The following is a 21189-nucleotide window of genomic DNA, read 5'->3' as shown; positions in this document are numbered from 1 at the left end:
CTTATAGTTTGCATTGTTAGACTTGGTACGAAATCGTTGTAATTTTGGACAATATTACTAAAAAACTATTATGCATGCATAATTTTAACACTAAAAAAATGTTTTATGCTAAATTTTAACTGTTAAAATTTAGTTCAGCTTAAAATTTATCTGCATTTTTTCTAATTCCTGAAGAAGTTCGGCCGAAATCCGAACTTTTAACCTTCTGCTTGGCATTGTCAGCTTCGTAACCACTTTCACTTCTTCAACTTCTTTAACTTCCTGCATCTTGGCTTCTGCCGCAGCCGCTTCGTTATCATCACTTTCATCTTCAAAAACAGCATCACTGCTGTCTTCGAACTCACTTGTAGTTTCGACCTCAACCAAACGTTTTACATTTTCGATTTCCATTATCTCAAAACTCACCGAATTATCGCCTTTATTTTCATTAAACAAATGGCTTAATCTATGAATAAAATCAGCATGTAAATCTTTGATATCCAATAAAAGAATCAGTTTTTTAGCAAATGCTTCCAAAATATCCTGCAGCTGGCGAATCTCAACAAACTGCATTCTTGGATCTGATTTTTTACCTGTATCATGATTCACCCATCCGTCTTTTATCAATATTTTTAAATACGCAAAATTGTTCTGAATCAGGAAATGGCGAAACTTTAAGTATTCTTCACCAAAAATCTTAAACTCAAAACTTTCGTCATACCCTTCTAAATTAAATACCGCCCAGCCTTTTCCGTTTTTCGCTACACGATGCTGCACGTTATTGATGATTCCGGCAAAGTTCAGGTTTTTACCCACATATTCGTTCATACTCTTTAAGGCCTCTAATCGGGCGTTGCAGAAGTATTTCATCTCAAACCTAAAATCATCAAGCGGATGCCCGGAAATATAAATCCCTACAACCTCTTTTTCTTTGGCCAGTTTTTCCATCGTACTCCAGTCTTCGCAAGGCGGTACAACTGGCTCAGCAATCTGTACTTCGCTGGTTTCTCCAAATAAACTTACCTGAGATGAATTTTCATTTTCCTGAAATTTCGATCCATAACGCATCGCTTTTTCATAAAACGTAATTCCGTCACCATCATCATGAAAATACTGCGCTCTGGTTGTTCCTTCAAATGAATCAAAACCACCGGCAAGGGCTAAGTTTTCAATTGCTTTTTTATTGGCTGCGCGCAAATCGATTCGTTTCGCCAAATCAAAAATAGATTTATATCTGCCGTCTTTTCTGTTTTCGACAATGGTTTCAACAGCTCCGGAACCAACACCTTTTATAGCCCCCATTCCAAAACGAACGGCATAATTATCGTTTACCGTAAATTTATAGTATGATTCGTTTACATCTGGCCCTAAAACTTCTAAGCCCATGCGTTTACATTCTTCCATAAAAAACGAAACCTGTTTGATATCGTTCATGTTATTCGAAAGTACCGCTGCCATATATTCGGCAGGATAATGCGCTTTTAAGTAAGCTGTCTGGTACGCAATCCAGGCATAACAAGTTGAGTGTGATTTGTTGAAGGCGTAACTCGCAAAGGCTTCCCAGTCTTTCCAGATTTTCTCTAAAATTTTGGCATCGTGACCTTTTGCTGCAGCTTGTTCCACAAACTTAGGCTTCATTTTATCTAGTACGTCTTTTTGTTTCTTACCCATCGCTTTACGAAGTACGTCGGCCTCACCCTTTGTAAATCCTGCCAAAGACTGAGACAAAAGCATTACCTGCTCTTGGTAAACCGTAATTCCATAGGTTTCAGACAAATATTCGGCACAGGCATCTAAATCGTATTTGATTTCCTCATCACCATTTTTTCTTCGAACGAAAGACGGAATATACTCTAAAGGTCCTGGACGATAAAGTGCATTCATCGCAATTAAATCCCCAAAAACCGTCGGCTTCAGATCTTTCATGTATTTCTGCATTCCGGGTGACTCGTATTGGAAAATACCAACCGTTTCACCTCTTTGGAAAAGCGCATACGTTTCCTCATCATCAATAGGAAAAGTATCAGGATCTAAATCAATTCCTGTTCTGTATTTTACCAGTTTAACGGTGTCTTTTATCAGTGTAAGGGTCTTCAGACCCAAGAAGTCCATTTTAAGCAGTCCGGCACTTTCTGCAACCGAGTTATCAAACTGCGTTACATATAAATCAGAATCTTTTGCTGTAGTAACGGGAACATAATTTGTAATATCCGACGGTGTAATGATTACCCCGCAGGCGTGAATTCCGGTATTACGCATTGATCCTTCGAGGATTTTTGCCTGCTGAATGGTTTCTCCTGCCAAATCATCTTCGTTGGCAATCGCAATTAATTCTTTTACATTGTCAAATTCGTCAGATCGAAGGGCTTTTTTCACCTCTTCTTCGCTTTCAGAAATAAAACGCGCCAAATTCCATTTTGACGGCATCATTCCTGGAATCAGTTTTGCAATTCTATCGGCTTCAAACAACGGCAAATCCAGTACACGAGCGGTATCACGAATTGCCGATTTGGTCGCCATTTTACCATAAGTGATAATCTGCGCTACCTGTTTTTGACCATATTTATTGATTACGTAATCCATTACACGTCCACGACCCTCGTCATCAAAGTCGATATCAATATCGGGCATCGATACACGGTCAGGATTTAGGAAACGCTCAAAAAGCAAATCGTATTTAATAGGGTCAATATTGGTAATTCCGAGGCAGTAAGCAACGGCAGAACCCGCTGCAGATCCACGTCCCGGCCCAACAGATACATCCATCTTTCTGGCTTCAGCAATGAAATCCTGTACAATCAAGAAATAACCCGGATAACCTGAATTCGAAATCGTTAGCAACTCAAAATCCAAACGCTCCTGAATTGATTCTGTAATTTCGCCATATCTTCTTTTTGCCCCTTCCATGGTAAGATGGCGCAAATACGCATTTTCACCACGAACACCATTGTCTTTTTCATCCTCAGGATCAACAAATTCTTCCGGAATATCAAATTTCGGAAGCAATACATCACGATAGAGCGAGTATCCTTCTACTTTATCGATAATTTCCTGAATGTTAATAATTGCTTCTGGCAAATCGGCAAAGAGTTTTTTCATCTCTTCTTCCGACTTGAAATAGTATTCCTGATTTGGAAGTCCATAACGATAGCCGCGTCCACGACCAATTGGCGTTGCCTGCTTTTCACCATCTTTTACACAAAGTAAAATGTCGTGTGCATTGGCATCTTCCTTATTTAAATAATAAGTATTGTTTGTCGCAATTAATTTGACATTATGTTTTTGAGCAAAATCAATCAGGGTTTTGTTGACACGATTTTCATCTTCCTGATTGTGGCGCATTACCTCTAAATAGAAATCCTCGCCAAATTGTTCTTTCCACCAAATCAAAGCTTCTTCGGCTTGATTTTCACCTATGTTCAGGATTTTACTCGGAATCTCACCATATAAATTCCCGGACAAAACCATAATATCTCCTTTGTATTGTTCCACAATTTTGCGGTCAATTCTCGGGACATAATAAAATCCTTCCGTGTAAGCAATCGACGCCATTTTGGCCAGATTATGATAACCTGCTTTATTTTTGGCCAATAGCACAACCTGATAACCATTGTCTTTTTTGCTTTTGTCTAAATGGTTTTCACAAATATTAAATTCACAACCTACAATTGGTTTTACCTCAGTTTCGGTTGGTTCTTCTCCTGCTTCAACCAAAGCTTTATTTTTTCCGGATGCGGCTTTGTTGTGATTCATAACGGCGCTCACAAAGTGAAAAGCTCCCATCATGTTCCCGGTATCGGTCATGGCAACGGCAGGCATTCCGTTTTTGGCTGCAGCCACAACAATATTCCCAATTCCGATAGTAGATTGTAAAACCGAAAACTGCGTATGGTTGTGTAAGTGTGCAAATTTTGCAGCTTTAAAATCGGCTTTGTCCGCTTCTGAAACGGTAGTCTGCTTATCGTCTGATTGTAAAGCTTTAAGCTGTTCTCTGATTTTATCAGAAGCTGCTTTTAAGTTGATATGCTTTAAACCAATTAACTTAAATGGTTCAGCATTTCTTTCCTGAAATTCTTTGAAATATTCCTTCGGAACGTCTAATTCTTCTTTTGTAAAAACTTCTCTTCTTACCAATTCCAGGAAACAACGCGTAGTTGCCTCAACATCGGCAGTTGCGTTGTGCGCTTCCGCGAAAGGCTGATCGAAAAGATAGCTGTGCAACTCGGTAAGGGTTGGAAGTTTGAACTTTCCTCCACGACCTCCGGGAAGCTGTAATAACGAAGCCGTAACTTCGGTACAAGTATCCAAAACCGGCATTGAGCTCATTTGAGACTCCACTCCCATTCTATGGAATTCGGCCCCCATAATGTTAACGTCAAAACCTAAATTCTGACCAACAATAAATTTGGTTTTGCTTAAAGCGATATTGAATTTCTCTAAAACTTCGGCCAAAGAGATTCCATCGGCTTCAGCCAATTCAGTGGAGATTCCGTGGATACGCTCAGCATCATACGGAATATTAAATCCTTCTGGTTTTACCAAATAATCCTGATGCTCTATAAGCTGTCCCATTTCGTCATGAAGCTGCCAAGCAATCTGAATACAGCGAGGCCAGTTATCAGAATCGGTTATTGGGGCATCCCAGCGTTTTGGTAATCCGGTTGTTTCGGTATCGAATATTAAATACATAGAGTTAAAATACAAAAATTAAAGTTCCAAACCACAAGTTTTTCCAATATAAATCCTTGATTATATGGACTCTGAAAAAACGAGAAATTAAAAATGGAGGAAGTTCAAATTTACGTTTTTTTTTGGCTTCAGGAAATAAAGAATTAAACAAAAAGCATTAATCAAAATCATTATTAGAAACTGTTAAAAACCAATAAAAATGATAAAATTTGGATTCTTTAATCCTAAAAAATTCGATTATTCATTTTGGATACTCATTGCACCAAAATGAGCACTTTTTAACTGCACGCTATCCTGAACTTTGCCTTATCAATTTAAAACAATTATTATGAAAACTATTTTTATTACAGGTGCTTCTTCAGGATTAGGAAAAGCTACAGCAAAATTATTTCAGCAAAAAGGATGGAATGTTATCGCAACAATGAGAAATCCTGAAAAGGAAACGGAACTTTCTGATTTGAAAAATGTAACGCTATTACCATTAGATGTTACCAATTATGAGCAAATACAAAACACGGTTCAAAAAGCCATTCAATTAAGCGACATTGATATTGTTTTCAATAATGCCGGGTACGGTTTAATTGGGCCTCTGGAAAGCCTTTCTGATGATCAGATTACCAAACAGCTTAATACTAATTTGCTTGGAGTTATTCGTGTTACCAACGCTTTTATTCCGTATTTCAGAGAAAGAAAAAGCGGGTTATTTATCTCTACAACTTCTATTGGCGGTTTGATTTCGTTTCCTTTAGGATCTGTATATCACGCAACAAAATGGGGACTTGAAGGCTGGAGCGAAAGCATGGCGTATGAATTAAACCCATTTGGAATAAACATTAAAACCGTTTCTCCGGGTGGTATTAAAACAGAATTCCTTCATGGTTCACTTGATACCGGAGTTAAACCGGAATACCAGGCAATGGCAGACAAAATGTTTGAAAATGTAGATGTAATGTTTGAAATGGCATCAACGGCGGAACAAATTGCAGATGTTGTTTATGAAGCCGCTACAGACGGAAAAACCCAACTGAGATATGTTGCTGGTGAAGATGCTAAAGCGCTTTACAAACAAAGACAGGAACAAGGAGACGAAGTTTTTCGTGCTGCATTTGGCAAACAGTTTTTAGGCGCATAATAATTTTTAATTAAGAATGCCCGAAAAGTATTAAGCTCCAGCGGAGCAGAATATTTATAGAAATTCAATAATCCAGATACAAAAGAGCTCCAATGGAGCGAAATATACTTGTATTACAATAAATATTTCGCTCCGCGGGAGCTTCTCTCTCCATAATAAATACGATTTCAATAAATATTTAGCTTCTCCGAAGCCGGTCTTTCAAAATCAGGAAGGCCGTTCAATATTTTTCGAAAAATCTAATTAATCCTTTATTTTTTATACATTTATATCATGGAAAAGAAAAGTAACAATCCTGCAAAAATTTCCTCTATATCGCAATTTCATTCTTTATTGAAGCTGCCTAAACCTCTTCATCCCATGATAAGTCTGGTTGATAATACACAGCTTATTATAAATGGAGATTTAACAAACACTTCTTTTTTGCTCGATTTTTATAAAATATCCTATAAATTTTCTACCCACGGAAAAATGGGTTACGGTCAGGGTTATTATGATTTTAATGAAGGAGGATTAATGTTTGCTTCTCCCAATCAATTGATTTTTACTGATAATGAAGAAGGAGCCGAATATGGCGGTTATACTTTGCTTTTTCATCCGGACTTTATTCGAAATTATCCTTTAGGGAAAAACATCAAAAAATACGGTTTCTTTTCCTACGATACCAATGAAGCACTGCATCTTTCTGACAGCGAAAAAACAATTATTATAGGACTATTGACCAGCATTGATAACGAACTTCACACTGCAATTGACGAAATGAGCCAGGATGTAGTTGTTTCTTATATTGACGTTTTGCTTAATTACAGTAATCGTTTTTACAAACGCCAATTTATTACGCGCAAAACGATAAGCCATGATTTATTACTCAGAGTAGAAGAAACGCTGGACAATTATCTTAATAATGCAGAAACTTTGAAACGAGGCTTGCCCACAGTTGATTTTCTTGCTTCACAAATTAACGTTTCTACTCACTATTTAAGCGACATGCTTCGAAATTTAACGGGACAAAATGCGCAGCAGCATATTCATTCAAAACTAATAGAAAAATCAAAAGATTTCCTGATTACCACCAATCTTTCGGTAGCAGAAATTGCATACCAATTGGGTTTTGAATATCCTCAATCGTTCAGCAAACTCTTCAAAAAGAAAACTAACCTGACTCCTTTAGAGTTTAAAAATTCATTGAATTAGACTTCAGGACTATTCTTAGACCATCTTACTCCTCAACTCTGTTTTCTCTTAAAAGAGATAAATTTCATAAAAATATACTTCTTGGATGTCGTAGTATTTAGACCATTTATTGAATCTAAATAATGACCAAAAAATAGCTTTAAAAGCTTTTAAAAACCTAAAAAGCACCTTTCCGAGAACGAAATCAAAACTAACAATTATTACTATTTTTATTCATTTTGTTACATTTTTTTAAATTAAACCTTATATTTTATAGTGATTTTGAGATAAATTTGCAAACTATTAAAACAAAAAACAATTAAAGAAAACTTGAGCTGAAAAAGAAAAACAAAATCAGTTTCTAAATCATTTTTCTTTCAAAATTGAAGCTGCAAAAGCCGTTTGGCAATTTGTATTTTAGTTTGGGTATCGTATATAATGAAATATTGAAATTGACGCCTTTGTATCTTTTTTTACTTTTGTTTTGCTATTATAATGAACAGGAAATTGCTGTGGTTATAGAAATTACAATTAAAAAAAATAAAAAATGAGTAAGACATTATTTGACAAAGTATGGGATTCACATGTAGTGCGTAAAATTGAAGATGGACCAGATGTGTTTTTTATTGACCGCCATTTCATTCATGAAGTTACGAGTCCTGTTGCTTTTTTAGGATTAAAATCAAGAGGTGTTTCAGTATTATATCCTGAACGTACTTTTGCAACTGCAGACCACAATACACCAACCATAAACCAACATTTACCAGTTCAGGACGCTTTATCAGCCAATCAGCTTAAAGCTCTTGAAGATAACGCGACAGAATACGGAATTTCTCACTGGGGATTAGGACACCAAAAAAATGGTATTGTACACGTAGTTGGTCCTGAAAACGGAATTACTTTGCCAGGTTCTACTATTGTATGCGGGGATTCGCATACCTCTACTCACGGTGCTTTTGGAGCCATTGCTTTTGGTATCGGAACTTCTGAGGTTGAGATGGTGCTTTCTACTCAATGTATTATGCAGCCTAAACCAAAGAAAATGCGTATTAACGTAAACGGTCAATTAAGCAAAGGTGTTGGTCCAAAAGACGTTGCCCTTTATATTATTGCACAATTGACTACTTCCGGAGGAACTGGATATTTTGTTGAATATGCCGGTGATGTTTTTGAAAACATGACTATGGAAGGCCGTATGACGGTTTGTAACCTAAGTATCGAAATGGGTGCGCGAGGCGGTATGATTGCTCCTGACCAGACTACTTTCGATTTCCTTGAAGGAAGATTATACGCTCCAAAAGGAGAAGCCTGGACAAAAGCCGTTGAATATTGGAAAACACTTAAAACGGATGCTGATGCTGTGTTTGATGCTGAATTAAACATTAAAGCAGAAGATATTGAACCTATGATTACTTATGGTACTAATCCTGGAATGGGAATTGGTATTACAAAACATATTCCGAATGCCAACCAAGTTGAAGGCGGTGAGGAAACTTACAAAAAATCTTTGGCTTACATGGGCTTCCATGAAGATGATGTGATGATTGGAAAACCAATTGATTATGTTTTCTTAGGAAGTTGTACAAACGGACGTATTGAAGATTTTAGAGCTTTCGCTGAAATTGTAAAAGGAAGAAAAAAAGCAGATAATGTTACCGCTTGGTTAGTTCCAGGTTCTCACGTTGTTGAAGCGCAGATTAAAGAAGAAGGCATTTTAGATATTTTGACAGAAGCTGGTTTCGTATTACGTCAACCTGGATGTTCTGCTTGTTTAGCAATGAATGATGATAAAGTTCCTGCCGGAAAATACGCAGTAAGTACTTCAAACAGAAACTTTGAAGGCCGTCAGGGCCCTGGTTCAAGAACGCTTCTTGCAAGTCCAATTATGGCTGCTGCTGCTGCTGTTACAGGAAAACTAACAGACCCGAGAGAATTATTTTAATTCTGCCGTAAGCTTTAAGCACTAGGCTTTAAGCTTCCAACAGAATTTAAAAAAGGCCTACAGCTTAAAGCTTATAGCCTAAAGCAAATAAAAAATAAACGCTGTGCAAAAAGCTTAAAGCATACAGCTTATAGCCTAAAGCAGAAAACAGCCTAAAGCAAAAATTAAAATGGCATACGATAAATTTAATATACTTACCAGCAGTGCAGTGCCGCTGCCAATCGAGAACGTAGATACAGATCAAATTATTCCAGCTCGTTTCTTAAAAGCTACAAAACGTGAAGGTTTTGGAGATAACCTTTTCAGAGACTGGAGATACAACGGAGACGATACTCCAAAAGCAGATTTCGTTTTAAATGATTCAACTTACAGCGGAAAAATCTTGGTTGGAGGAAAAAACTTCGGTTCAGGATCTTCAAGAGAGCATGCAGCATGGGCCGTTTACGATTACGGTTTTAGAGCTGTAGTTTCAAGTTTCTTTGCTGACATCTTTAAAGGGAACTGTTTAAATATTGGCGTTTTACCAGTTCAGGTAAGCCCTGAATTTGCTGACACTATTTTCAAAGCAATCGAAGCTGATCCTAATACCCAATTAGAAATAAACTTGCCAAACCAAACCATTACTTTATTGGCAACAGGTCAATCAGAATCTTTTGCGATTAATGGCTACAAAAAAAACAATATGATCAATGGTTTTGACGACATTGATTATTTACAAAACATTAAAGAAGACATTAAGGCTTTCGCCGATAAACTTCCTTACTAATAGAAATATTATTCAGTCTATTAGACCCGACAGGCTTCAAAACCTATCGGGTCTTTCTAAATTAAATTAGAAAACAAAGAACGCAGATAAAACAGATTTTATTTTTAACCGAAGTTAAAATCCAGTAAAATCAGCGTCACAATTAAAATTTGGATATCAATAATATCCAGCCTATTAGAAATTAGATTATCAATATGGAAAAAAGAAAAATTGAAATAATGGATACGACACTCCGTGATGGTGAACAAACCTCTGGAGTATCTTTTTCTGCTGCAGAAAAACTAACCATTGCACAATTGTTGTTGGAGGAATTAAATATTGATCGAATCGAAATTGCCTCGGCACGCGTAAGCGAAGGAGAATTTCAAGCCGTAAAAGGCATTACTTCCTGGGCCGAAGAAAGAGGATATATCGACAGAATTGAAGTTCTTTCGTTTGTAGACGGAGGAGTTTCAATCGAATGGATGAAAAAAGCCGGTGCTAAAGTGCAGAATTTATTGACCAAAGGATCAATGAATCATTTAACGCATCAGTTAAAAAAAACTCCCGAGCAGCATTTTTCTGAAATTGCTCAAATCATCGCTTTAGCAAAAGAAAACAATATTGAAACGAATGTTTATCTGGAAGACTGGAGCAACGGAATGCGAAATTCTCCGGAATATGTTTTTCAATTTCTGGATTTTCTATCAACGCAGCCCGTAAAAAGAATTTTACTTCCGGATACTTTAGGCGTTTTAATTCCATCTTTAACTTTTGAATTCATTTCAAAAATAAGAGCAAAATACCCACAGATTCACTTTGATTTTCATGCACATAACGATTACGATTTAAGCATCGCGAATGTTATGGAAGCAATAAAAGCAGGCATCAACGGACTTCATGTAACCGTAAACGGAATGGGAGAACGCGCCGGAAATGCACCGCTAGAAAGCACTGTCGCCGTTATAAACGATTATCTGCCAGAAGTAAGCATCAATATAAAGGAGACTTCTTTGTATACGGTAAGTAAGCTGGTTGAAACTTTTACAGGATATAGAATTCCCGCCAACAAACCAATTGTGGGTGACAATGTTTTTACACAAACTGCCGGAATTCATGCGGACGGAGACAATAAAAATAATTTATATTTTAATGATCTACTTCCGGAACGTTTCGGAAGAAAAAGAAAATACGCTTTAGGAAAAACTTCCGGAAAAGCCAATATCGAAAAAAATCTTCAGGAATTAGGTTTAAAACTGAATAATGAAGATTTGAAATTGGTTACCCAAAGGATCATCGAATTAGGCGATAAAAAAGAAACCGTTACTAAGGAAGACCTTCCTTACATCATTTCAGATGTTTTGGACAGTCATACTTACGAAGAAAAAATAAAAATTGAGTCCTATATATTAGTACACTCAAAAGGAATGCGGCCTTCTACAACCTTGTGTTTAAAATTTGGCGAAGAAATCATCGAAGAAAATGCACAGGGAGATGGTCAGTTTGATGCTTTTATGAATGCATTGACTAAAATTTACAAAAGCAAAAAACTAACGCTTCCGAAATTGATTGACTATGCGGTAAGAATTCCACCAGGAAGTAGTTCTGATGCTTTGTGCGAAACGATTATTACCTGGGTAAACAACGGAAAAGAATTCAAAACCCGCGGCTTAGATTCAGATCAAACTGTTGCTGCGATTATTGCGACTCAAAAGATGTTGAATGTAATAGCCTAAGGTGCTAAGGCACAAAGATCCTGAGTTACAAAGATTTTTTCTTTGAACTTAGCATCTTAACAGCTCAGTACCTCTAAAAAATAAAACTAAGCCAATAAGAATAAAAAACTTAGAACCTTAGGAACTCAGAATCTTAGAACCTTAAAAATTATAAAAACTTAAAAAATGAAATTTAACATAGCCCTTTTAGCAGGAGACGGAATTGGTCCTGAGGTAATAAATGAAGCTGTAAAAGTATCTGATGCTATTGCAAAAAAATTCAATCACGAAATAACCTGGACACCAGCTTTGACCGGAGCTTGCGCAATCGACGCAGTTGGAGTTCCTTATCCAGATGAAACTCATGAAGTTTGTATGAAAGCAGATGCGGTTTTATTTGGAGCAATTGGACACCCGAAATATGATAATGACCCAAGTGCGCCAGTTCGTCCGGAACAAGGATTATTATTAATGCGTAAAAAATTAGGGTTGTTTGCAAACGTACGTCCAACATTTACTTTTCCTTCTTTGATTGATAATTCTCCTTTAAAAAGAGAAAGAATTGAAGGAACTGATTTGGTTTTCTTAAGAGAATTAACAGGCGGAATTTACTTTGGAGAAAAAGGAAGAAAAGATAACGGAGATACTGCTTTTGACAATTGCGTTTACACAAGAGCCGAAGTACAGCGTTTAGCTAAAAAAGGTTTTGAATTAGCTATGACACGTAACAAAAAATTATGCTGCGTTGATAAAGCAAACGTTCTGGAAACTTCACGTTTATGGAGAGAAACAGTTCAGGCTATGGAAAAAGATTATCCGGAAGTTACGGTTTCTTACGAATTTGTTGATGCTGTTGCCATGCGTTTAGTTCAATGGCCAAATTCTTATGACGTATTAATTACTGAGAACTTATTTGGAGATATCTTAACAGATGAAGCTTCTGTAATTTCAGGTTCAATGGGATTAATGCCTTCTGCTTCTGTTGGAGAACACACTTCATTATACGAACCAATCCACGGATCTTATCCTCAGGCAACCGGATTAAATATTGCAAATCCGTTAGCGACCATTTTGTCGGCTGCGATGATGTTCGAAGATGCTTTCGGATTAAAAGCAGAAGCTGATGCAATTCGCGCTGTTGTAAATAAATCGCTGGAACAAGGAGTTGTTACTGAAGATTTAGCTCCAAAAGGATCAAAAGCATACAAAACAAGCGAAGTTGGAGACTGGCTTGTAGCTAATTTATAGTTTTATTTGTTTCAGGTTTCAGGTTTCAGGTTTATTTTGTTTCAAGTTTCCAACCTGAAACTTGAAACCAGAAACAAACCGAAACCAAAAAACAACACAACAAAAAAGGGATCAACTTTCGTTGATCCCTTTTGTATATTTAGAAAAAAATATTAATATCCTCCTCTGTTACCACCACGGTCGTTTCCGCCACGGCTGTTTCCGTAACCTCCGCGAGAATCACCTCCACGGTTGTTATTGAAGCTTCTTCTTTCACCTTCAGGTTTTGGTTCAGATTTATTTACTACAATTGAACGACCTTGAACAGTAGCTCCGTTCAATTCATCAATTGCTTTTTGAGCTTCAGCATCGTTTGGCATCTCAACAAAACCAAATCCTTTGCTTCTTCCAGTAAATTTATCAGTGATAATTTTAACTGAATCAACTGCTCCATAAGCCTCGAAAGACTCTCTTAAATCTGCTTCCTCAATACTGAATGGAAGGCTTCCAACAAAAATGTTCATATGTACTTATTTATAATAATGTAGCAAATGTAGTCTTATTTTTCTGTAATCTACTATATATTAGTTTATTTATGTTTTTATTTTGATTTTAAAAATCAGCGCATAAAATCAAGGATCCCAAAAAATTAAATATGATGAACGATATCGCTTACTTTAATTGGAACTTTATAGAAAACACCCTCCGTAAAATTAATCTTAGGATTTTCAGTATCAGTTTCATCTTCATTTACTGCGGTAAATTTAAATGTTCCGGAAATAGTTTTATTTTCAGAATCATATTCTGTGATCACTATCTGACCGCTCCCGGCATTTGTTCCAGTTGAAAAAAAAGACAGGTCAGCAGGAAGTGCATTCTCATAAGACGCTGTAGAAGAAGCATCAAGACCTAAAACATAAGTTTGTTTTTCAGAAGATTGAGTATGCAGAGTAATTTTTTCATACCCTAAATTCCCTTCAATTACCACACTCCCATTTGTATTAAAAAAAGCACTGTAACTTTGTGCCCTCCAAAAAACATTATTCTTCAAAGTCTGAAATGCTGGATTATTAAACTTAACATCTTCTGTACAAGATGTCAACAAGAATAAAAAAGACAAAAAGAAAAAGTATTTTTTCATAGAAAATAAATTTAACACAAAAGTATTGCATTACGCGATAAAATGTGAGGAAATAAAAGTCAAAAAAATGCTAAAAAACAATCCTAAAGATAATTAATGCCTTTAAAACGAATAATTCATAAAAAAATTATATCTTTGCGCCCTTAATTAACGGAGGTCGAGTACCTCAAAATTTAATCATAAGATTATGTCAGTAAAAATTAGATTACAAAGACACGGTAAAAAAGGAAAACCTTTTTACTGGGTTGTAGCTGCAGATGCACGCTCAAAAAGAGATGGTAAATACTTAGAGAAAATCGGTACTTACAATCCAAACACAAACCCAGCAACTGTTGAGTTAAACCTTGACAGCGCAGTTAAATGGTTACACAATGGTGCACAACCAACTGATACTGCTAGAGCTATCCTTTCTTACAAAGGTGCTTTATTGAAACACCACCTTGATGGAGGTATCCGTAAAGGAGCTTTAACTCAAGAGCAAGCTGACGCAAAATTAGCTGCTTGGTTAGAGGCTAAAGCTGGAAAAGTTGATGCTAAAAAAGATGGTTTATCAAAAGCGCAAGCTGATGCTAGAGCTAAAGCTTTAAAAGCAGAAAAAGAAGTTAATGCTAAACGTTTAGCTGCTGCAGCTCAGGCTGAAGCTGATGCTATCGCTGCTGCAACTCCTGCAGTTGAAGAAGAAGTTGCTGAAGTAGAAGCATCTACTGAAGAAGCTCCTGCTGCTGAAGAGAATAACGAAACAACTGAAGCATAATTTTACTTAGCGAGAATGCGTAAAGAAGAATGTTTTTATTTAGGTAAAATCGCTAAAAAATTTAGTTTCAAAGGTGAAGTTCTGGCTTATTTAGACACAGACGAACCTGAGTTATACGAAAATCTGGAATCAGTGTTTGTTGAATGCAACAAACACTTGGTTCCTTTTTTTATTGAAACAAGTTCATTACACAAAAACGATTTCCTTAGAATTCGTTTTGAAGATGTAAATACCGAGGAAGATGCAGATGCTCTTATTGGCAATGGAATTTACCTGCCGCTAAGCATGCTTCCAAAACTTTCGGGCAATAAATTTTATTTCCACGAAGTTATCGGATTTGAAATCGAAGACCAACGCTTAGGTGTCTTCGGAAAAATTGCTGCCGTAAACGACAGTACGGCCCAGCCTCTTTTTGAGGTTTTAAATGGCGAAGTCGAAATGCTGATTCCGATGATCGATCATTTCCTTGTAAAAATCGACCGAGAAAACAAAAAGGTTATCATGAATCTTCCGGAAGGTCTTATTGAGATGTACCTTTAAAAGAGTATTCAGTTTGTAGTTTTAAGTATTCAGTTTTTCTTCTGAAACTAAACCTTTAATCTAAATTATAAACTAGACATGTTCCAATTCAAACAGTTTTCAATTCATCAAGATCGCTGTGCTATGAAAGTGGGTACTGATGGTGTTTTACTAGGCTCTTGGGTTCCGGTAAATCACAATCCGTTTAGCGTTTTAGACATTGGCGCAGGAACTGGAATTATTGCTTTAATGCTTGCGCAAAGAACAAATGCAGAACAAATTGACGCTCTTGAAATTGACGAAGATGCTTATGAACAAGCAGTAGAAAATTTCGAAAATTCGCCTTGGGGAGATCGTTTGTTTTGTTTTCATGCTGGTTTAGATGAATTTATAGAAGAACCGGAAGACGAATACGATTTAATTGTTTCGAATCCACCTTTTTATGCCGAAGATTATAAAACCGAAAATGAACAGCGGGATTTAGCTCGTTTTCAAGATGCAATGCCTTTTGAAGAATTAGTCGAGGCTGCCGATTTACTTTTGTCTGAAAATGGAATATTTGCTATAATTCTGCCTTATAAAGAAGAAGCAAAATTTATCGCCTTAGCAAAAGAAGCCGAATTATATCCAACAAAAATTACCCGCGTAAAAGGAACTCCAACAGCCGCAATTAAAAGAAGCTTATTGGCTTTCAGCCGAAATGAAACTACCCAAATCGAAATCGACGAATTGACAATCGAAATCGACAGACATGTTTATACTCCGGAATATATTGAGTTGACGAAAGATTTTTATTTAAAGTTTTAATACAATAGAGAGAAAGCAAGCTTTCCCTCTATTAAATAAAATTTATTTCTGACAGCACCAGCTTCCTGGATATTGCACAGGATATGCGCCTCCACAAGTCGGGCTTGGATTAACACAATAACCTGTTGCTTCTGAATACCTCGAATCTCCACCCGAAATGGTTTGTTTCTGTTTCTTTGTCAGTTCTTCAACTCCTGTCAGTTTTAAAATTGTTTTTAACATAATTTAAAGTTTTTTTGTTTAGTTTATTACTCAATAAATTAAAGACACTTGAGCTTTATGTCTAATCTTGCGCAAGAATATTTTTAACATTTTTATTTAATTTCAATAGTAATTTACTTTACAAATCTTCCATTTTAAAACACCTCAATAAGAGTTTAAACCTGCTCAAAAATACTTTTGAACTGATATAAAATTCTTTCGATTAATCGTAAATCTTCGGTTACAATTTCGGCACCTCCTTTCATTTCCTGTTGAAAAACAATTTGTTTGTTGTAAGAAGTCAGCAGTCCATTTGGCAGTGCAACATCTATCAATAGATTTCCGTCTTTATCCGGAACCAGCGAAATGTTTTGAATTTTGCCTTTTAAAACACCAAATTCCCTGTCGGGAAAGTTTGCCAGACGAATGTTTACCCGTTGTCCGGTTTTTATTTTTCCGGAATTTAACGCCGGTGCTTTTACTTTGCCGATAAAACCATTTTTTGCGTCCGGAATGATAGAAAAAACGTTATCTCCTATATTTATGGTTTGGTTTTCTGTCCAAACCTGCAAAAAAGTAACTTTTCCGCTTATAGACGATTTTAACGCATAAGCCAGCTCCCAGTCTTTTATCACTTTTTTCAGCTGATAAAATGACTGCGCCATGTTTCTTCCCAGGTTAACTTCTTCTTTAGTGCTGTTTATCTGCGAATTCTGACTCGATTTTGTATTATCTATCAAAGAGGATCTTAACTGAGAAATAGACGACAAAAGGCTCTTGTAATTCTTTTGCGCCTGAAGAAATCCTAATTTCTTTGCTTCCATTTCCTGAGCCGAAATAATTCCCTTGTTGAATAATGCTTCAAAGCGGGCAATTTCATTTTTTTGAAGCTGTAATTCGCTTTCATTAATTACTTTTTGCTGCTGCAAAATCTCTAATCTTTCTTTTATTTGAATTTTCTCCGAAACCTGCGCTCTGTTTTCGATTGCAAAAGGCTGCAGGTCATGATTTAATTCCTGAGCCTGATAATCTTTCTGAAAAACCGCATACGCACTTTCGATTTCCCCTAATTGTGTATTTTTTAGTTTTGAAAATGGAAACGTTGTTTTTGGATCATTTATATTATAATGATCAACAATACTTTTTAATAAAAATACATCTTGATACCTTGCTGTATTTTCAATTATAGCCAGTATACTGTTTTTAGGAACTATTGCTTTGTTTTTTACTAAAATAGCTTCAATTCTTCCGGATGATTTTGAGACAATTTTCTCTGGCGGAATATTGGTTGTAATTACAATTTCAGTATTGACCACATCCGGATATTTGATAAACCAGGAAACAAAAAACAGCATTAATATAATAGCAAAAATAAGGAGAGTTCCCCAGCGGATCATCCAGTTTGGTACTTTGGTGAGAATGTCCTGAACTTCCTCACTTCTTAATTCGAATGTTTCTTTATCTTCTGCCATAATTAACTTCCTAACTGCAATTGATTTTTAACCAGTTCAAAATAATTCCCTTTTCGTTCTACTAAAGCGGCATGATTTCCAATTTCGATAATTTTCCCTTTATCCAAAACAACAATCTGGTCAGCATTCATCACGGTACTCAATCGGTGGGCAATTACAATTACTGTTTTATTTTTAAAGAAAATGCCCAGTTTCTGCATAATCTCTTTTTCGTTGTTGGCATCTAAGGCAGAAGTTGCTTCATCAAAAAATAATATCTCGGGGTTTTTATAAACAGCTCTTGCAATCAACAATCGCTGTTTTTGTCCGGTACTCATTCCGAGTCCTTCAGCACCAATTTTGGTATTATATCCTAAAGGGAGCTCACTTATATACTGCTTAATATTAGCTACATCTGCTGCATAGAGCAATCTTTCTTTATCAATTTTATCAACTCCAAAGGCAATGTTATTGGCAATAGTATCGCTAAAAATAAAACCTTCCTGCATGACAGCACCAATATTAGACCGCCAGGCTCGTTGAGAAATATTTTTAAGCTGCGAACTGCCAATGTTGATTTCCCCTTTCTCGGGTTCGTAAAATTTAAGAAGCAGTTTCATCAGTGTCGTTTTACCGCTGCCGCTCACGCCTACTATCGCTGTTACTTTATTGGCCGGAATAGTTAAACTCAAATTATCTAATACCGGAATATCTGATCCTAAATAGCGATACGAAATATTTTTTATTTCAATATCTGAATCATACGGAACATCATTGCTCTGATGTACTTCCTGCTGGGTTTCATCTTCTTTTTCATGAATTTCAGATAGTCGTGCCAATGAGATTTTGGCATCCTGAAGTTCGCGGACAAATTCTATAAGCTGCACTACGGGTCCGTTTAAACTCCCCACAATCGAGCTGATCGCCAGCATCATACCAAGTGTAATAGAACCGTCGATTACTAATTTTGCCGATAAAAATATAATAAAGATATTCTTCAATTCATTAATTACCGAAGAACCAATGGTTTGCGACTGTTCTAAAACCAAACCTTTTATCGAAACCCTAAAAAGCCTCGCTTGTACATATTCCCATCCCCAGCGCTTTTGTTTTTCGGCATTATGGAGCTTGATTTCCTGCATTCCGTTAATAAGTTCCATGACTTTTCCCTGTTCATTTGAAACCTCAGCAAAACGTTTATAATCCAGAACTTCTCTTCGTTTCAAGAATAGAGTAATCCATCCAAAATAAAGAAGACTTCCTGCGAAAAAAACTAAAAATATCTTGAGATTAAAATATGCCAGAACCGCTCCCATTACAAACATGTTAATTACGGAGAACAAAACATTGAGCGATGATGTTGTTAAAATTTTCTCGATCCTGCGGTGGTCGTTTATTCGCTGCATAATATCACCTGTCATTCTCACATCAAAAAATGAAATAGGAAGATTCATTAACTTAATGAAGAAATCTGAAATTAGTGAAATGTTGATTCTAGTAGAAAGATGGAGTAATATCCAGCTTCGTATAAGTTCAAGACCAGTTCTTCCGGCAAATAAAAACAACTGCGCAAAAAGAATCAGGTATATGAAATGAATATTTTGGTTCTGGATTCCAACATCGACGATACTCTGCGTTAAAAACGGAAATATAAGCTGTAATAAACTGCTGGCCAGCAGCCCGATGCTTAGCTGAATAAGAAATGACTTGTAACGAAGCACATATTGCGACAATAAACCAAAACCAATTCCTTTCTGATCTTCTTTATCAAAATCCGACTGAAAAAATTTTGGCGTAGCTTCTATCAATAATGCAACTCCCTCCTGAGTAAACTCATCAGCATTATTACCAATCCAGAATTTAAGAAATTCCTGTTTGTTATATTCTAGCAAACCAAAAGCAGGGTCTGAAATATAATACTTCCCTTTTTTTATTTTGTAAAGTACAACGTAATGATTTTTATTCCAATGCAGAATACATGGCAATGGCGCTTCTTCTAATCTTTCTTCACTTAGTTTTACGCCCAGCGTTCTAAAACCAATTTTCTCGGCGGCATCACTCAAAAAAAGCAGATTGCTTCCTTCGCGAGTAGTCTCACTGCTGTCGCGTAATTCCTGAATAGTGATCGTTTTGCCGTAATGCTTAGCAATTATTTTTAAACACGTAGGGCCGCAATCTTTAAAATCTGCCTGTTTGTAATGCGTGAATTTTTTCAATTCTAGTATTTGGGTTTGTTTCTAGCAATATTATACAAAAATTCTTAAAAAAAGTAAAAAATCATTTAAATAACTTAATACAAATTGGATTTTTACCAGCATTTAATTCTTTTATAAATCCAATATTTAATTTTAATAGTAAATCAATTTAATCTTACAAAAAGAAAGAGCCTTGCTAAACAAATAGCAAAGCTCTTTTAATACTTATTTGATAAAACCTTTTAAGAATCTAAAGGACAGTTTTCCTGAATTACTGAGGCACAAGTTTCGCCTTCACCAGGATGTATAATGCCGGCAAAAATACCTGTTCCCGGGCAATAACAAGCTTCTATGCCCGGACCTCCGCCATTAATATTTTTCTTTTCATTAGCACTTAAAACTTCAACTCCAATTAAGCTTTTTAATTTTTTCATAATTTGATTTTTTGTTTGATGTTAAATAAATTAATAAAACGAATTGCTGCTTACACAAACCAGCAAATTAATTGCTTTTGCAATATCCTTCGCCTTCATCCGGAATAACACAGTGAAAACCACTTCTGCACGCAGGTAGTCCGGGACCACAAGCAACTCCACCTCTGATTAATTGTTGTTGTTTTCTGCTTAACTCTTGAGTTCCTTTTAATTCTAAAATTTTCTTTAACATAATTTTGGTGTTTTTTGATTTGTTTATACTTCAATCATTTTAAGACAGTTGAAGCTTCCGTCTTTTATTAAAAAAGCATAAGAGTAGTATTTTTATTACTATTTTATTTTTGAATAAAAAAAAGAGAGAATAAATCCTCTCTTATATTCAATATATTTCAGTAATACCAATTTCTCTAGGAGATGGCACTTGATCAGCCCTAACCAAATAAAACCGACCCAGTGACCAATTTTCCTGAGAATCCCGACACCAATCATCAATGTTGGGATAATTTGCTCAATGTTCCACGATCGAGCGCCTACAAATTAAAAAAAACATGACTAAATTTTAAAAAGGCTTTATCGTATATTACTTTCAAATAATTTTTCTACTTAATTAGCAGCAAAGTCGATTTGTATCGCAAATTCCTGCTTCTGTATTAACCGGACAAACTTCTCCACTCGGGATCAGCACACATCCTGCCTCTATTGCATAAACCCAGCACTCAGGAATTCCACCCTTTATTGTTTTTTGTTCGCTCTTGCTAATATGCTGAGCATGTTCGAGACTCAAAATTTTCTTTAACATAACCGGGTATTATTTTGATTCAATCATACTAATACAATTCTGCATCAATCTGACTAAATTTATTCATTCAATTATTATGCAGTTTTTTAATTTGCATTAGCATAAGTCAGCTCCGGATAATACTCAGCACAATCTTCGTATATCATAGAGTTCCACGAATCACATTTAGCCGTAATCTCTTTAATATTGGCACCAACTATCGTTTTTTGTTCGCTGGCACTTATTTCTTGTGATCCTTCCAGATTTAAAATATTTTTTAACATAGCTCTTAATTTTTCGTTTTGGG

General features: G+C 36.0%; 18 protein-coding genes. 9 read left to right on the top strand and 9 right to left on the bottom strand.

Annotation, left to right across the window (positions count from 1 at the left end):
* Window positions 1-129: 129 nt before the first annotated feature.
* Window positions 130-4668 carry a DNA polymerase III subunit alpha gene (gene dnaE, locus BKM63_RS07525; protein WP_071636000.1) on the bottom strand — a complete coding sequence of 1513 codons (4539 nt, stop codon included), beginning with the start codon at window positions 4666-4668 and terminating at the stop codon, window positions 130-132.
* Between the two features lie 328 nt (window positions 4669-4996).
* Between dnaE and BKM63_RS07520 the strand changes: the two genes are divergently transcribed.
* The 6 genes from BKM63_RS07520 to leuB all read left to right on the top strand — a co-directional run bounded on the left by BKM63_RS07520 (window position 4997) and on the right by leuB (window position 12623).
* Window positions 4997-5800, top strand: a complete 804-nt coding sequence (locus BKM63_RS07520) for an SDR family oxidoreductase (RefSeq protein ID WP_071635999.1) — start codon at window positions 4997-4999, stop codon at window positions 5798-5800.
* A gap of 273 nt (window positions 5801-6073) precedes the next feature.
* Entirely contained in the window at window positions 6074-6994 is a 921-nt protein-coding gene (locus BKM63_RS07515; RefSeq protein ID WP_071635998.1) for a helix-turn-helix domain-containing protein, read from the top strand.
* Window positions 6995-7520: 526 nt separating this feature from the next.
* Complete coding sequence (gene leuC, locus BKM63_RS07510; protein ID WP_071635997.1) at window positions 7521-8915, top strand: 3-isopropylmalate dehydratase large subunit; 1395 nt, start codon at window positions 7521-7523, stop codon at window positions 8913-8915.
* A gap of 169 nt (window positions 8916-9084) precedes the next feature.
* Window positions 9085-9681 carry a 3-isopropylmalate dehydratase small subunit gene (gene leuD / locus BKM63_RS07505; RefSeq protein WP_071635996.1) on the top strand — a complete coding sequence of 199 codons (597 nt, stop codon included), beginning with the start codon at window positions 9085-9087 and terminating at the stop codon, window positions 9679-9681.
* Window positions 9682-9875: 194 nt separating this feature from the next.
* Window positions 9876-11396 (top strand): alpha-isopropylmalate synthase regulatory domain-containing protein, encoded by a 1521-nt coding sequence (locus tag BKM63_RS07500; RefSeq protein WP_071635995.1) that lies wholly within the window; start codon window positions 9876-9878, stop codon window positions 11394-11396.
* Between the two features lie 165 nt (window positions 11397-11561).
* Window positions 11562-12623, top strand: coding sequence for a 3-isopropylmalate dehydrogenase (leuB, locus tag BKM63_RS07495; RefSeq protein WP_071635994.1), 1062 nt, complete (start codon window positions 11562-11564; stop codon window positions 12621-12623).
* A gap of 152 nt (window positions 12624-12775) precedes the next feature.
* Here leuB and BKM63_RS07490 read toward each other — a convergent pair whose 3' ends face one another.
* Together BKM63_RS07490 and BKM63_RS07485 are read right to left on the bottom strand one after the other, a co-directional pair.
* Window positions 12776-13126 carry an RNA recognition motif domain-containing protein gene (locus BKM63_RS07490; RefSeq protein WP_071635993.1) on the bottom strand — a complete coding sequence of 117 codons (351 nt, stop codon included), beginning with the start codon at window positions 13124-13126 and terminating at the stop codon, window positions 12776-12778.
* A 125-nt stretch (window positions 13127-13251) separates the two neighbouring features.
* Complete coding sequence (locus BKM63_RS07485; RefSeq protein WP_071635992.1) at window positions 13252-13743, bottom strand: DUF6252 family protein; 492 nt, start codon at window positions 13741-13743, stop codon at window positions 13252-13254.
* 187 nt (window positions 13744-13930) lie between these two features.
* On the opposite strand from BKM63_RS07485, the gene BKM63_RS07480 reads away from it, so the two are divergent.
* The 3 genes from BKM63_RS07480 to BKM63_RS07470 all read left to right on the top strand — a co-directional run bounded on the left by BKM63_RS07480 (window position 13931) and on the right by BKM63_RS07470 (window position 15823).
* Complete coding sequence (locus tag BKM63_RS07480; protein WP_071635991.1) at window positions 13931-14497, top strand: 30S ribosomal protein S16; 567 nt, start codon at window positions 13931-13933, stop codon at window positions 14495-14497.
* Window positions 14498-14512: 15 nt separating this feature from the next.
* The gene (gene rimM / locus BKM63_RS07475) at window positions 14513-15037 is read left to right on the top strand and encodes a ribosome maturation factor RimM (RefSeq protein WP_071635990.1); all 525 of its coding nucleotides are present in this window, start codon (window positions 14513-14515) and stop codon (window positions 15035-15037) included.
* Between the two features lie 78 nt (window positions 15038-15115).
* Window positions 15116-15823 carry a tRNA1(Val) (adenine(37)-N6)-methyltransferase gene (locus tag BKM63_RS07470; RefSeq protein ID WP_071635989.1) on the top strand — a complete coding sequence of 236 codons (708 nt, stop codon included), beginning with the start codon at window positions 15116-15118 and terminating at the stop codon, window positions 15821-15823.
* A gap of 42 nt (window positions 15824-15865) precedes the next feature.
* Here BKM63_RS07470 and BKM63_RS07465 read toward each other — a convergent pair whose 3' ends face one another.
* The 6 genes from BKM63_RS07465 to BKM63_RS23620 form a co-directional block, all read right to left on the bottom strand.
* Window positions 15866-16045, bottom strand: coding sequence for a hypothetical protein (locus BKM63_RS07465; protein ID WP_071635988.1), 180 nt, complete (start codon window positions 16043-16045; stop codon window positions 15866-15868).
* Between the two features lie 155 nt (window positions 16046-16200).
* Entirely contained in the window at window positions 16201-17496 is a 1296-nt protein-coding gene (locus tag BKM63_RS07460; RefSeq protein WP_071635987.1) for an HlyD family secretion protein, read from the bottom strand.
* A 2-nt stretch (window positions 17497-17498) separates the two neighbouring features.
* On the bottom strand, window positions 17499-19691 hold the full coding sequence (locus tag BKM63_RS07455; RefSeq protein WP_071635986.1) for a peptidase domain-containing ABC transporter: 2193 nt from the start codon (window positions 19689-19691) through the stop codon (window positions 17499-17501).
* A 221-nt stretch (window positions 19692-19912) separates the two neighbouring features.
* Complete coding sequence (locus BKM63_RS07450) at window positions 19913-20104, bottom strand: hypothetical protein (protein ID WP_071635985.1); 192 nt, start codon at window positions 20102-20104, stop codon at window positions 19913-19915.
* A 67-nt stretch (window positions 20105-20171) separates the two neighbouring features.
* Window positions 20172-20336: a hypothetical protein gene (locus BKM63_RS23625; RefSeq protein ID WP_165608761.1), complete on the bottom strand. Its 165-nt coding sequence runs from the start codon at window positions 20334-20336 to the stop codon at window positions 20172-20174.
* A gap of 653 nt (window positions 20337-20989) precedes the next feature.
* A complete protein-coding gene (locus BKM63_RS23620; protein ID WP_165608760.1) occupies window positions 20990-21166 on the bottom strand; it encodes a hypothetical protein in 177 nt (58 codons plus the stop codon).
* Window positions 21167-21189 lie beyond the last annotated feature (23 nt).

Origin of the sequence: Flavobacterium johnsoniae (genome assembly GCF_001879205.1) — a bacterium.
In the GTDB taxonomy this organism is placed as follows: Bacteria; Bacteroidota; Bacteroidia; order Flavobacteriales; family Flavobacteriaceae; genus Flavobacterium; species Flavobacterium johnsoniae_A.
This window is presented reverse-complemented; position numbering and strand designations above follow the sequence as displayed.